This window comes from Candidatus Pelagibacter communis (assembly GCF_001180025.1).
GTDB lineage: Bacteria > Pseudomonadota > Alphaproteobacteria > Pelagibacterales > Pelagibacteraceae > Pelagibacter > Pelagibacter ubique_A.
Map to the genome: position 1 here is coordinate 26150 of NZ_CVSK01000067.1, position 12803 is coordinate 38952.

Consider the following 12803-nt stretch of genomic DNA (forward strand, 5'->3'; position numbering starts at 1 on the left):
TTTAATTATTTAAAGGTAACCAAGAATTATATAAAGGGTTATCTTTATTAATTGGAAGTTTAATATTCTTATTTTGTCTAGAAGAATCATACACAGCGGTTACAAATTCTAGAGATTTTCTAGCATCTGATAAAGTTACTTCATCACTACTAGATCCATCTAGTTTATTTGCAACTTCTTCAAACATACCTGCATACCATGATTTTGGTTCTTTAACTTTTGATAGTACTTCATCTATTTGAGCTTGAGTTATAGGAGCTCTTGGTAAAAAGTCCCATTTATCATCAGCTGGACTATATGGTTTATCTGGTGATGCACCAGACTCAGCTGTTAACCCTTCAAAACAAAATCGAAGTCTACTCGTATCATTTGCTGCACCCAATGTAATTGAACTTGTAACCAATGTGCCGTTTTCCATTTCAATAGAAAGAGCTGCACAATCTTCAACTTCAATATCATTTACTCTAGTTGTTAATTTTGCAAAAACATTTGAAACAGGCCCCAAGATCATACTCACTAAATCATGAATATGGATGGAATGACTTAATATTGCGCCGCCTTGTTCACCTTCCCAAGTTCCTCTCCAAGGTTTTGAATAATAATCTTTACCTCTATTCCAATGAGTTTCTAAAGAAGCAACCAAAGGGCTTCCTGCTAAACCAGATTTGATTAATGCTTTTAATTTTGAAAACCCTAGACCATATCGATATTGAAATACTGGAAAAATAATCTTACCAGTTGCTTTACTGATCTTTTCTAACTGATCTACTTCTTTAAGACTTGAAACTAATGGTTTTTCACAAATCACATGCTTTCCAGCTTCCATAGCTTTTTTACAAGCAGAAAAATGTAAATGGGGTGGGAGACAAATATCAATAATATCAATTTCTTTAACTTTTAATACATCATCAAAATTTAGAGAAACTTTTGTCTCAGTATTTGATTGTAATATTTTATCAATAACTTCACGAGTTAAACCACATAATGTGTGAACATTAAATCTCTCAGATACTTTTTTAAAATCCTCAAAATGCTTTGCTCCTATATTGGTTCCAATTATTGCTACTTGATATTTTTTCATTTTTTTTCACCTTGCTCTTGAGCTCTAATAGCAAGTTCCATTGAAAGATAAGTAAGATCCTGAGGACATGCAGTTTCTGTTCTGTTTAAAATATCATTAATTAAATTTCTAAAGTAGGGCAGCTTAACATTAGAACAATCAATATGTTTCACTTCATCATTATTTGCTAAAAATAAATGATTACCTTTTTCTGATTTTGCTAAATCTGTATATTTTCTTACTTCAATAAAACCTTTGTCTCCAAGGATTAGCAATCTTCCATCTCCCCAGGTTGGAAGGGCATCTGGAGTAAACCAATCCAGACGAATATAGCCATGCCCACCATTACCAGTAAGATTCACTTCACCAAAATCTTGAAAACCAGGCATATCTTTCTTTGTCGTATTTTCTACTAATGCATGGTTGATTTTTGCTTGATTTGAATTTGTAAAAACCAAAAATTGATGAATTTGGTGGGAACCAATATCAGTAATAATTCCTCCATAACTTTGACGATTATAAAACCAATCAGGTCTTTCATAATTACCCTGTCTATGGGGACCCGTACCAATCGTTTGCTTTACTTTACCAATTTTTCCCTCATTGACTAATTCTTCAGCTTTAGCAACTGCAGCAACGTGAAATCTTTCAGAAAAATTTACAGACCATATTTTTCCAGTTTCTTTAACAGTGTTTTTCAAATTATTTAACTGATCTAACGTAGTACAGCCTGGTTTATCTACCATAACATCTTTCCCAGCTTTTAATGCATCTATTGAATGACCAGCTCTATCTACAGGGATCGAAGATATTAAAATCATATCAATAGATGAGTCATTTAATATTTCCTCTTTATTTTCTTTTCTTTTAATATTTGGATATTTTTTATTAAATTCTTGAAGAGTTAAAGGATCCCCATCTGTCCAAAAGTAATTACAGCTACAACCTTCTTTGATCATTTCATTTAGCATATCGAAAATATGACCATGATCTATTCCGATTACTCCAAGGTTAAGTGCTTTTTTCATAAATTAATAAGATCCTTTTTGTTTTGCACCCTTATAAAAAATTTCTTGCAAGTAATCATTTTCTTTTTTGCGAAGTAAAATACCTTCTTCACTCATTAAAGCATTAGTTCTGTTTATAATTTCATGATGATGATATTTATCCTCTCCTCTTGCAATTTGGACGCTATTTTTACCTAAGGTTTGTTTTACGTTTGTCCCTATATAACTTTGAATAACAAATCCTATTCTTCTGTGATTACTCTTATTTATTCCTGAACCATGCACTACTCTTGGGTGATGCAAAGACATTTGACCAGCTTTTAGTTCTATAGATTTAACTTCGTTTTCAGGTACATTTTCTACTGTTTGTCCCCTGGTAAGTAAATTTCCTTCATTGAATTTCTCATTGTGATCTTTAATATTCAAATGTGATTTAGGCCACATTTTCATACATCCGTTATTTTCATTTGAATCTGTTAATGCTACCCATGCTGTAATCCAATTGTGTGGTTCTAATCCTATATACTTTGCATCTTGGTGATAGCTTACAAAACCTTGTTCGTTAGGGTTTTTAATAAACAAAGTAGTGCTGCAAACTAAGATGTTTTTTCCAATAATACTTTCTACTGCATCTAAAATTTTTGAATTATGAACGATCGAATCAAGTTTTGGTGAAATTAAATGAACATTATATCTTCCCGATTTATCTATTTCGTTTGGCATTTTCTTTTCAATTAATTCGATTTCTTCTCTTGCCTCTAATGCTTCACTACTAGACAAAACTTCAATAGGGGATATGTATCCTTGATCTTCATACTGTTTAAGTTGATTTGATGATAGATAAGTCATATTATTTTAAAAAGATTATATGAGCTCAACTATTTCTTCAATAATTTATGGCCGAAGTATTTAAATTAGGAATTACCGCTAACAACAATCAACCAATCAAGGAAGTAAATTCAATTGAGGTTTTAGTTAATAAAGGAATAGTAGGTGATCGACATTTTCATGATTTTAATGATCCTTACAATCAATTATCTTTAATAGAGGCTGAAAATATTGATGAATATAATATTAAATTTGGGCTCGATATACCTTACATCAATTTTAGAAGGAATGTTGTTACAAAAGGCATTCAATTAAATAATTTAATTGGAAAAAAATTAAAGGTAGGAAATGTTGAATTGGAGGGGGTAGAATTATGTCGTCCGTGTCGACATTTGACTGAAATGCTTGATCAAAAAAATATCCTTAAAGAATTTATGAGAAAAGGAGGCCTTAGATGCCAAATTCTCTCATCTTCCAAAATTAATGTCGGTGATAAAATAGAAATTATTAATATTTAAGGTTTTACAGTTTCATTAACTGGATTTTCATCAAGTGTTGCGGGTGTATCTGGATCTAGTTCTAGTCCAGCAGGTGTAATTGTTGCTGGTATAGGTGTAAAAGTTGAGTCTGGGTTTTCAACAGTTTCTCTAACTTTCATCCTATATAAACCAAATCCACCAATTATCGCATGAGCAATAATTAAAAAAATAAATAAACCATTTAAACCAAACCATTCCATAAATATAGAACACAAAATAGGACCACTAATTGCACCCACACCAAAGATAAACTGCAAACCACCTCCAGCTGCTACGAATTTTGATTTAGGAACAAAGTCATTTGTGTGGGCAAGGTTAAGTGAAAACAAAGGAAGACATAAACTTGAATACAATCCTACAGCAATAAAAAATATAATTTTTCTAAAAGCAAATTCATCCATGTAATAAATATTTTGAATAGGATCATTTGAAGTTAGAATTGAAATAAACGCTAAAAAACAACTTCCAAAAGTTGTCATAACAATTACTTTTCTTCTATCAAATGTATCTGAAAAATAACCTATTGGTCCTTGCCCAATGACTCCTGCAATTGTTGCAATAAATAAAAGTATTGATGTTTCAACCAAAGAAAATTTCGCAAGTGTTGCGTAAACAGATATTAAAGAAAAGAATGCTGCGTGAATGATACCAGTAAAGAATGAGCTCAATGAACCAAGCGGTGAAATCTTATACAATTCTTTTATACTTATTGTTTCTATCTTTTTAAATTTAGGGGCAGGTCTTTTAGTTAATAAAATAGGAACAAGCGCAAGAGAAAGTAAAATAGAAACTAAAATAAATGGTTCGTAGTCTTCTGGTTTGCTAACATTAAGTAGCAACATACCTATAGCTAATCCAAAATAGATTACCATCATATAAGCAGACAATAGTTGTCCTCTATTTTTATTGGTTGCCCTGTCATTTAACCAGCTTTCAGTAACCACATAACAACTAACTAAACTTATACCTGTTATAAATCTACTAATTGTCCACATAAATGGATTTACATAAACAACAGCAATTAAAGCACTTAAAGATGCAAGTGAAGCGAATGCAGCAAAAACTCTTATATGACCAACTTTTTGAACAAAGTTAGGTGTTGTTCTTGAGCCTACAAAGTAACCAACATAATATCCGGACATAAAGATACCAGTTGTAAAAACACTAAAATCTTCAAGTACTGATCGAATACCCATAACTTGCATTTGCAAACCATGAGCAATCATCATCACCCCTATCCCTATAAATAGAGCCCAAGACTTTTTTACTTCTTTTTGCATATATAGTTTTTAAGTTTAATATTTTCTGGCTACGTAGTTTTGGTTTGTGTTTTTTTTATGGCCAGTAAAGAATGAATTGCTATCGTAATAATGATAACGATACCTCCATAGATAGTCTCGTTAGAGGGCTGTTCTTTAATAACCATCCAAACCCATATCGGCCCAAGTATGGTTTCTAGAAGGAAAAATAGATTAACTTCAGCTGCAGTTATAAATCTTGGTGCTATGGTGACTAAAACAAATGGTATGGCTACACACATTACACACATTAAAGGTATATAAAAAAGATCATTTCCAACTAATGCAAAGTCTTTAACAAAGAAAAAGGCAAATATAGCAACGCACGATTTTCCAATTACAGCAGCAGGCACTAAATCAATAGTTTTAGCGTATCTTGCAATGTTAGCATTACAAGCTAATCCAAAAGAAGTGATTAAACCGAACATATCACCATAAAAATTGCCAAGACTTAAAGAGTCATAAAAAATATAAACACAAGCAATAAAGGTAATTATTATAGCAAGCCAAGTTTTATTATCTGGTTTTTCTTTTAAGAAAATAGCCCCTAATATTGCTGAGAGCATTGGTGCAAGAGCTACCATCAACAAAGTGTTTGCTACATTAGTATTTTGAATTGAAATAATAAAAGTAATATTACAAATAGAAAAACTAATTATATAAAAAATGCCTGGGTAACCAATTTTAAACAAAGCTTTTAAGAAATTATTTTTATAAAACAAAAGAAGACCAATTAAAACCACTACAAATGGTATTGCTCCTCGGTAAAAAAGCATCCCCCAAGTTTCAATATTTGATAATCTAATTAGTAAAGAGTCAGGAGTTATAAACATAACTCCAATAAAAGCCATCAATGAACCTTTTTGCTGATTAGTTAAATTGCTCACACTTTAAGTTCTTTCCAAAAAATTTTAGCTAAATTTTTTCCCGATAGATCATAAAGTGTTTTAAGTCCAGTTGGAGAAGTAACATTTATATCTCCATTGAGTTTTTGATCTATAAAATCAATCCCTGCAAAAAAAATATTTTCTTTTTTTAAATCTTTTGCAATTAGTTTTGAAATTTTAATTTCTTTACTTGTTAATTTTATATTAGTGGGTTTTGCTCCTTTACTCATATTACTTAAAATTGAACCTTTCTTTGGAACTCTTGAAATTGCACCACATACTTTCCCATTAATAATAAAAACCCTTTTGTCTCCCTTACTTATTTTAGGAAGAAATTTTTGGCACATGATATGATCATGTTTTTTTATAAATTTATTAACTAATTTTGAATTAAATTTAGTTAGTAAATAAATATCATTTCCGCTGAAACTGTGGATGGGTTTTAAAATAACTTTTTTGTTTCTTTTGAAAAATTTTTTAATTTCATTCATATTTTGAGTAAAAATAGTAGCTGGCATGTATTTTTGATATTTAGATGAATACAATTTTTCAGAAATATTCCTTACAGAGGTAGGGTTGTTAATTATTTTAACTTTAGTCTTAATTGTATCCAAAATGTGTGTTGTTGAAATATACTCAAGATTAAAAGGTGGATCTTGGCGAATAAGAATAAATTTACATTTTGTTAAATCTAGATTTTGTTTTTTTTTGATTTTATAGAATTTTTTATTGTTATAGTTAAATTTAATAAAAAAACCTTTAGCTGTAACTTTTGAATTAATAACTGATAAGTCTTTTGGATCATAATAGAATATTTTATATTTTTTGTTCTGAATTTCGTTTGCTAAAAAAACACTTGTATCCGTTAAAGGATTTAGTTTAGAAGGATGATTCCCTTGAATAGCAATAATTTTATTTATCATACAATTCGTCTAAATTTTCGTTTTTTGAAAATTTACTAATCATATGATCTGCGTTTGTTGTCTTATTATCAATTACTTTTTGTAGATGGTTTAGGAATACTGTCTCGTTATTACCTTTCTTGCTTAAAACATCTCTATTCTCCAACCCTTTTCTTGAAAGATCTAAAAGTGTAGATGACCAATAAAGAAGATCTTTACCCATTAATTGAGTATTAAATCCTTTTTTTGGTGCCTCTAAATAAGCATTAATTATTTTATCGTTTTCCCATTTCAAAATTAGTTCATGCACTTCATCTAAATTTCCATAAAGCATACCTATATTGAAAGCTGGTCCTGCACACAAACAATCCCAGCCACAGGTATCCATTGATCTTAATTCAATATATTTCTTAACCCTGTTTTCTGTAAATATTGTGCTTAAGTGAGTTGTTAGGTCTGTTTCAGTTGGAATCCTATTTTCTATTTCTTGAATTTTTCCTTCCATAAAATCCTTAAAAATATATTTCCTACCCGAAATATACTGATCTTCATTTTGTATAAATAATATGGGAAAATTAATTACAAAATTTGCATATTTTTCAAAATCCATATCTTCGAAAAATAATTTAGGCAATCCACCTCTAGAAGTGCTTTGCCACACTCTAGATCTATAAGATAAATAGTTACTATTTTTTTTCTCCACGATTGAGGAATTAGCAAACAAAGCAATTGCAATGGGTACAATTGAGTTTGCTACTCTAAACTTTTTAATAAAATCTTTTTCTGAGCTATAATCTATATTTAACTGAGTGCCACATGTTCTATACATCATATCTAAACTAAGTTCACCACCTAAAGGCATATCCTTAGTCATCAATTCATATCTTTGTTTAGGATTGTTTGGTATTTCATTTAATTTAGATATTGGATCGAATCCTGAACTAACAATTTTTATATCTAATTTTTTAGTAACTTGTTTTAATTCAAACAAATAGTCTTGTGACTCCGCACAAGCTTCATGCATGTGATTTAATTTATCTCCTGATAATTCTATTTGGTTACCTGGTTCAAGAGTTATATTTTTTCCACCTTTGTTAAGAGCAATGATATTTTCTTTTTCAAAAACTGGGTTCCAGCCAAATTCAAGTAAGGCTGTAAACATTTCTTTTATTTTTGGATAATCAACCCTTTTATTGTCTGAATTATTAAATAAAAACTTTTCATGCTCGATCCCGATTTTGAAATTTTTGGACTCTTTAATACCTGATTTAAAATAATTTATAATTTTTTCTTTTGAATCAATCATGCGCTGTAAGTAGTGATTTATAGCTAAATTTAAAGATAATAATAAGGCTCTTTTGCGAATATTTTTTTAACTAATGGCTTAAAATCTTCCAAAGTCATACTTTTGTAATTAGGGTCAAAAGAGCATTGGTCATATTTTTCACAAAAATCTATAGTGTCTTGATAATACTTGTGGTCTTTAAATTTATCTCTTGCATTTCTGTCACCACCTAAATGATGGGCGCTGTAGTAAGTTTGAAAAAGACCATGGTGTAGGATAATCCAATAAGTTCTTTCTGAAACATAAGGTCTTAGTATAGATGCGGCATATTGAGAATGGTTCATTGGTGCTAAATCATCTCCAATATCATGTAGTAAAGTTGCAACAACCATTTCATCACTTTCTTTATTTTTAAAAGCTCTTGTTGCAGCTTGTAAGGAGTGTTCTAGTCTTGTGATTTTGTAACCTTCTAAAGTAGTAGTTTGTTTAGATAAATAATTTAAAACTCTCTCAGCTGTTTGTCTTTCAAAGTTTTTCTCGAATTTTTCAAGAAGCTCATAATCTTCCTTAGTTCCATTTTTCATTTCAGTAAAATTTACTGTTTTCATAACTTAATTGTTTGATCCAGTACTTAATAAAGATAATTGAGTTATTTTATTATCTCCTAATTCATCTACTAATTTAACAGGATATTCCCCTGTGAAGTAATGATCTGTTAATTGTGGATATGTTTCGTTTCTTTTTTGAAAACCAATAGCTTTATACAAACCTTCTATTGATAAAAATCTTAAAGATTTAGCTCCAATATATTCACAAATTTCATCATTAGTTTTATTTGCTGCTAACAATTCTTTTTTTGTAGGTGTATCTACACCATAGAAATCTGGGTATCTTATTTCAGGGCACGCAATTTTCACATGAACTTCTTTTGCACCAGCATCATAAAGCATTTTAACAATTTTATAGGACGTTGTTCCTCGAACAAGAGAGTCATCAATTAGAATTATTTTTTTATTTTTAATTGTTGTTTGATTAGCATTTAATTTTAATTTTACACCCAAGCTTCTAATTTTCTGGCTTGGCTCTATGAAAGTTCTTCCAACATAATGATTTCTAATTAACCCATGTTCAAAGTTCATTTTTAGCTCTTGAGCAAAACCCATAGCAGCAGCATTTCCAGAATCTGGGACCGGAACCACTATATCAGCATCAGTATCATTTTCTTTTGCAAGTTCTTTACCAATGTTTTTTCTATGCTCATATGCTGTTTTTCCTCCAATCAGACTGTCTGGTCTTGAAAAATAAATATATTCAAATACACAAGGTCTAACTTTTTTAGCAGGGAAGGGTTTAATACTTTTCAGCTCTTTATTTTCAATTAAAACTATTTCACCATTTTCAACTTCTCTAACAAATTTTGCACCAATAATGTCAAATGCACAAGTTTCAGATGCTAAGACATAACTGTTGCCGAGTTTGCCGATTACTAATGGTCTAATTCCGTAAGGATCTCTTACCCCAATTAATGAGTTTTGCGTTAGCATCACTAATGCATAGCCACCTTGAATTTGAAAAATTGCATCAATTACTTTGTCAATTGTTTTTGGTCTTTTTGATTTAGCAATTAATTGAACAATCGTTTCAGTGTCTGAAGTAGTGTAAAATATAGCTCCATCTTCTACTAGTTTATTTCTCAAAGCTATTGAATTAGTAAGATTTCCATTATGTGCAACTCCAATTCCACCTGCATTAGTGTCAGCAAAAAAGGGCTGAATGTTTCTTAATATATTGTTACCAGTTGTACTATATCTGTTATGACCAATTGCATAATTTCCCTTAAGATTATTAAGCACCTTTTCTTTATTGAAATTATCACCAACTAAACCAAATCTTTTTTCAGAATAATATTTTTCTCCATCAAAAGTAACTATTCCACAACCTTCTTGACCTCTGTGTTGTAAAGCGTGTAGTCCAAGTGCTGTTAGAGCTGAAGCATCTTTTGCATTGCTAATACCAAAAACTCCACATTCTTCCTTAAGTCTTGGATTATAGTTCTGTAATTTTTTCTTTAGAATCTTGATATGTTTTTTCATTAGGAAATTCTTTTATCAGATAACTACTACCTTTTTCTAAATATGGAAAGACGTATGATTTGTCAAAATTTATTGGCCATTTATCATAATTATAAACGATATGAACACCTGAAAAGATACATACAGAAATAATATAAGCTCTTATAAAACCAAAAAAGAATCCAAATGTTGTATCTAAGCCACCGATTCCTGTATATCTGACTGCTTTACTGATTCCTTTATTAACTAATAGAACCAAAAAGATAACAACAACAAATATTATTATTCCCAAACCAACATCGAGCACATATTCATTATCAATTATGTCTTTTACATAGGGTTTAATTTTGGGAAATAGAATTAATGTAATAATGTAAGCCAGCAACCATTTAGCCATTGAGAGAATACTTAAAATGAAACCCTTTTTGTAACAATTTATCAAAGAAAGAATTGTTAAAATTAAATAAATTAAATCAATTATTGATATTGCTTTATAAAAATCTTGTATGATTTCTAACATTAAGATGATTTGCCAAAAGGTTTAATAATTAAAATTAATGCAGGAAGTAGTGTTAATACCGATATCATAGCTAATAACATAGCCAGACCTGTAAACACACCAAAATAAATTGTTGGGATAAACTTTGATAGCACCAAAATTGAAAATCCAAAAACAATCGTAATTGAAGTGTTTAGTATAGCAACTCCAACAGTTGAATGACACGTTTTTAATGTTTTGTTATAATCCTTTATTTTATTAAACTCTTCTTTAAATCTGTAGATATAGTGAATGCTGTTATCTACTGCGATACCTATCGTGATTGCTGCAATTGTTATCGTCATCATGTCCAAAGGTATTCCTAACAATCCAATTATTCCTAGTATAAAAAAGGCTGCAATAAAATTTGGAACAACGCCAATCAATGAAAGTTTAATATTTCTAAATAAGATTATGAACATTGAAAATATTCCAATCATAACCAATCCTAATGTTAAAATTTGAGATTTAAACAAGCTTTGTAATAAGTTATTAAATAATATTAATACTCCTGCTAATTTGTAATCTTTTTCTTCTAAACCAAATTTATCTTTAAGGTCAAAATTGATTTTGTTAATTAAATCATTTCTTCTTAAATCTTCCTGCGAGTCTATAATTCTTAAACTAATTCGAGCCTCATTATCTTTAATTGAAAGATAGGGATCAATGATTTCAGTTTTAATACTCTCAGGAATTTTAGAATAAAGCACTCCCATTTCTAAAGTACCTAAAGGCTTATTGTTATTTAATTGAGTAGCAACTTCAATAATAGATGAAAAAGATAGAACTTTGCCAATTTCAGGTAAGCTATCTAAGTAATTATGAACAGATGAAATTAGATCAATTTTATCTTTGGTAAACCAGTATTTTTCATCACTAGCATCTTCTTCATCACCCCAATCGTCAAATTCATCATCTTCTTCAGATTTTTTTACCTTTTCTTTCTCAGGAAATTTTATAATAACTTCTAAAGGAGTGGTTCCACCTAGCTCTTCATCTATAAGTTTCATACCCTTATAAATTTCAGTATTCTTATCAAAGTAATTTATAAAACTATTTTCAACTTCAAGCTTACTTATTCCAACAATACTAAAAATTACAACTACTCCAGTTACTAAGAAGATAGAGTTTTTATTATTTATAGAAATTAAACTAAGTAAATTTGTGATTTTAGATTTTTGTTCTTTCTTCACTGAAATATTAATTGCGGGTGCAAAGTTTAAAAGGGTAGGTAGCAAAGTAAAAGTGATGATAAATGATGTAATTAAACCAAAAGTCATCATCCAACCAAAATCAATAATAGGTTTTATTTCACTAAAAATTAAAGATAAGAATGCAAAAATTGTCGTTAGAACAGTATAAAAAATTGGCCAAAACATTTTCGAAGTAGTTAAAAAAATAATTTCAAAATTATTTTTTGATGGAAAATCTTTTTTAAGTTGAAGAAACCTTGTACTCATATGAATATTCATTGCCATTGTTAGAATTAACATCAGTGCAATAAAATTGGATGAGATGACTGTAACTTTCCATCCTAGCAATCCAAGTAATCCCATCATTATTATCACAGAAAAAAGACAACTACTTATAGGAACCACAATCCAAAGTAGGTTTCTAAAAACAAACCATAAAGTAGCAATTATAAATAACAGAACTCCCAAACCAAAAACAATTATATCGCTTTTGATAAAAGTCATCATATCATCGGCAATCATTGGTATTCCTCCAAGATATATTTTTCCAACATCACCGTAACTTTGAATAACTTGTCTTATTTCTAAAATATTCTGATGGTTTTGTTTTTTGATTTGATCTTTAATTAATTCAACTTCTTCTTTTGATTTATTTTTTATATCTTCTAATTTTTGAGACTGTTTAATATTAACAATAATGCCACTAGTTTTACCATTTTCGCTAATTACAAAATTTCTAAAAACAGGACTATTTAAAATCTCTTTAAAACCTCGATTTCTATCAACATCTTCATCTTTTAATGTTTTAAAGCTCTCTAGTCTTTCCTGAAGTGGTGCATCAGAATTATTTAAAAGTGGAATGTCTAATAATGTAATTACACTATGGACCCAGTTTAAACTCTGAATTTTATATTTTAAACTTAATAAATTATTAATTGATGAGTCACTTACCATTCCCTCATTTGGTGTATAGGTAAGAATTAAAAATTCTTTAGACCCATATCTTTGAGAAACTTCTTTTAAATATGCTAAATCCGGGTCACCCTCTATTAATAAGGTTTCTGATGAAGCATCTAGCCTAAAATTTTTTGAATAGTATCCAAAACTTATAATAGCAATAATTAACAAAACAAATATTGCTTTGGGATTTTTAAGGATAACGTTTTGGTAAAAATGAGCTATCATTCAAGCTCT

At 29.6% G+C, this 12803-nt stretch carries 12 protein-coding genes; 1 reads left to right on the plus strand and 11 read right to left on the minus strand.

All coding sequences use genetic code 11. The features are described 5' to 3' along the window. Window position 1: 1 nt before the first annotated feature. The 3 genes from AMN83_RS03190 to AMN83_RS03200 are packed head-to-tail and all read right to left on the minus strand — an operon-like array spanning window position 2 to window position 2916. Window positions 2-1081 carry a Gfo/Idh/MocA family protein gene (locus AMN83_RS03190; protein ID WP_075504232.1) on the minus strand — a complete coding sequence of 360 codons (1080 nt, stop codon included), beginning with the start codon at window positions 1079-1081 and terminating at the stop codon, window positions 2-4. Beyond that, complete coding sequence (locus AMN83_RS03195) at window positions 1078-2088, minus strand: Gfo/Idh/MocA family protein (protein WP_075504233.1); 1011 nt, start codon at window positions 2086-2088, stop codon at window positions 1078-1080. Before AMN83_RS03195 ends, AMN83_RS03190 begins: the two co-directional genes overlap by 4 nt. A gap of 3 nt (window positions 2089-2091) precedes the next feature. After that, window positions 2092-2916: a phytanoyl-CoA dioxygenase family protein gene (locus tag AMN83_RS03200; RefSeq protein WP_075504234.1), complete on the minus strand. Its 825-nt coding sequence runs from the start codon at window positions 2914-2916 to the stop codon at window positions 2092-2094. 47 nt (window positions 2917-2963) lie between these two features. Here AMN83_RS03200 and AMN83_RS03205 point away from each other — a divergent pair, with 47 nt between their 5' ends. Further along, a complete protein-coding gene (locus tag AMN83_RS03205; protein ID WP_075504235.1) occupies window positions 2964-3413 on the plus strand; it encodes an MOSC domain-containing protein in 450 nt (149 codons plus the stop codon). On the opposite strand, the gene AMN83_RS03210 is transcribed toward AMN83_RS03205, so the two are convergent. From AMN83_RS03210 to AMN83_RS03245, 8 genes are read right to left on the minus strand one after another with little or no spacing between them, the layout of a single operon-like run. Beyond that, window positions 3410-4714 carry an MFS transporter gene (locus AMN83_RS03210; RefSeq protein WP_075504236.1) on the minus strand — a complete coding sequence of 435 codons (1305 nt, stop codon included), beginning with the start codon at window positions 4712-4714 and terminating at the stop codon, window positions 3410-3412. The two genes, AMN83_RS03205 and AMN83_RS03210, sit on opposite strands and share 4 nt — an antisense overlap. 29 nt (window positions 4715-4743) lie before the next feature. Next, window positions 4744-5619: a DMT family transporter gene (locus tag AMN83_RS03215; RefSeq protein WP_075504237.1), complete on the minus strand. Its 876-nt coding sequence runs from the start codon at window positions 5617-5619 to the stop codon at window positions 4744-4746. Then, window positions 5616-6542 carry a glutathione synthase gene (gene gshB, locus AMN83_RS03220; RefSeq protein WP_075504238.1) on the minus strand — a complete coding sequence of 309 codons (927 nt, stop codon included), beginning with the start codon at window positions 6540-6542 and terminating at the stop codon, window positions 5616-5618. Before gshB ends, AMN83_RS03215 begins: the two co-directional genes overlap by 4 nt. Further along, window positions 6532-7827, minus strand: coding sequence for a glutamate--cysteine ligase (locus tag AMN83_RS03225; RefSeq protein ID WP_075504239.1), 1296 nt, complete (start codon window positions 7825-7827; stop codon window positions 6532-6534). The genes gshB and AMN83_RS03225 overlap by 11 nt, the downstream gene beginning before the upstream one ends. Before the next feature lie 29 nt (window positions 7828-7856). Further along, window positions 7857-8414, minus strand: coding sequence for an HD domain-containing protein (locus tag AMN83_RS03230; protein WP_075504240.1), 558 nt, complete (start codon window positions 8412-8414; stop codon window positions 7857-7859). Window positions 8415-8417: 3 nt separating this feature from the next. Next, window positions 8418-9899, minus strand: coding sequence for an amidophosphoribosyltransferase (purF, locus tag AMN83_RS03235; protein WP_075504241.1), 1482 nt, complete (start codon window positions 9897-9899; stop codon window positions 8418-8420). Further along, window positions 9853-10398, minus strand: a complete 546-nt coding sequence (locus AMN83_RS03240; RefSeq protein WP_075504242.1) for a CvpA family protein — start codon at window positions 10396-10398, stop codon at window positions 9853-9855. The genes purF and AMN83_RS03240 overlap by 47 nt, the downstream gene beginning before the upstream one ends. After that, window positions 10398-12794: an efflux RND transporter permease subunit gene (locus AMN83_RS03245; protein WP_075504243.1), complete on the minus strand. Its 2397-nt coding sequence runs from the start codon at window positions 12792-12794 to the stop codon at window positions 10398-10400. Before AMN83_RS03245 ends, AMN83_RS03240 begins: the two co-directional genes overlap by 1 nt. Window positions 12795-12803: the final 9 nt, after the last annotated feature.

What these genes read in the sequence shown, in the direction of transcription:
- AMN83_RS03190 (WP_075504232.1), bottom strand. Translation starts at nt 1,081, where the DNA reads ATGAAAAAATATCAAGTAGCAATAATTGGAACCAATATAGGAGCAAAG.
- AMN83_RS03195 (WP_075504233.1), bottom strand. Translation starts at nt 2,088, where the DNA reads ATGAAAAAAGCACTTAACCTTGGAGTAATCGGAATAGATCATGGTCAT.
- AMN83_RS03200 (WP_075504234.1), bottom strand. Translation starts at nt 2,916, where the DNA reads ATGACTTATCTATCATCAAATCAACTTAAACAGTATGAAGATCAAGGA.
- AMN83_RS03205 (WP_075504235.1), top strand. Translation starts at nt 2,964, where the DNA reads ATGGCCGAAGTATTTAAATTAGGAATTACCGCTAACAACAATCAACCA.
- AMN83_RS03210 (WP_075504236.1), bottom strand. Translation starts at nt 4,714, where the DNA reads ATGCAAAAAGAAGTAAAAAAGTCTTGGGCTCTATTTATAGGGATAGGG.
- gshB (WP_075504238.1), bottom strand. Translation starts at nt 6,542, where the DNA reads ATGATAAATAAAATTATTGCTATTCAAGGGAATCATCCTTCTAAACTA.
- AMN83_RS03225 (WP_075504239.1), bottom strand. Translation starts at nt 7,827, where the DNA reads ATGATTGATTCAAAAGAAAAAATTATAAATTATTTTAAATCAGGTATT.
- AMN83_RS03230 (WP_075504240.1), bottom strand. Translation starts at nt 8,414, where the DNA reads ATGAAAACAGTAAATTTTACTGAAATGAAAAATGGAACTAAGGAAGAT.
- purF (WP_075504241.1), bottom strand. Translation starts at nt 9,899, where the DNA reads ATGAAAAAACATATCAAGATTCTAAAGAAAAAATTACAGAACTATAAT.
- AMN83_RS03240 (WP_075504242.1), bottom strand. Translation starts at nt 10,398, where the DNA reads ATGTTAGAAATCATACAAGATTTTTATAAAGCAATATCAATAATTGAT.
- AMN83_RS03245 (WP_075504243.1), bottom strand. Translation starts at nt 12,794, where the DNA reads ATGATAGCTCATTTTTACCAAAACGTTATCCTTAAAAATCCCAAAGCA.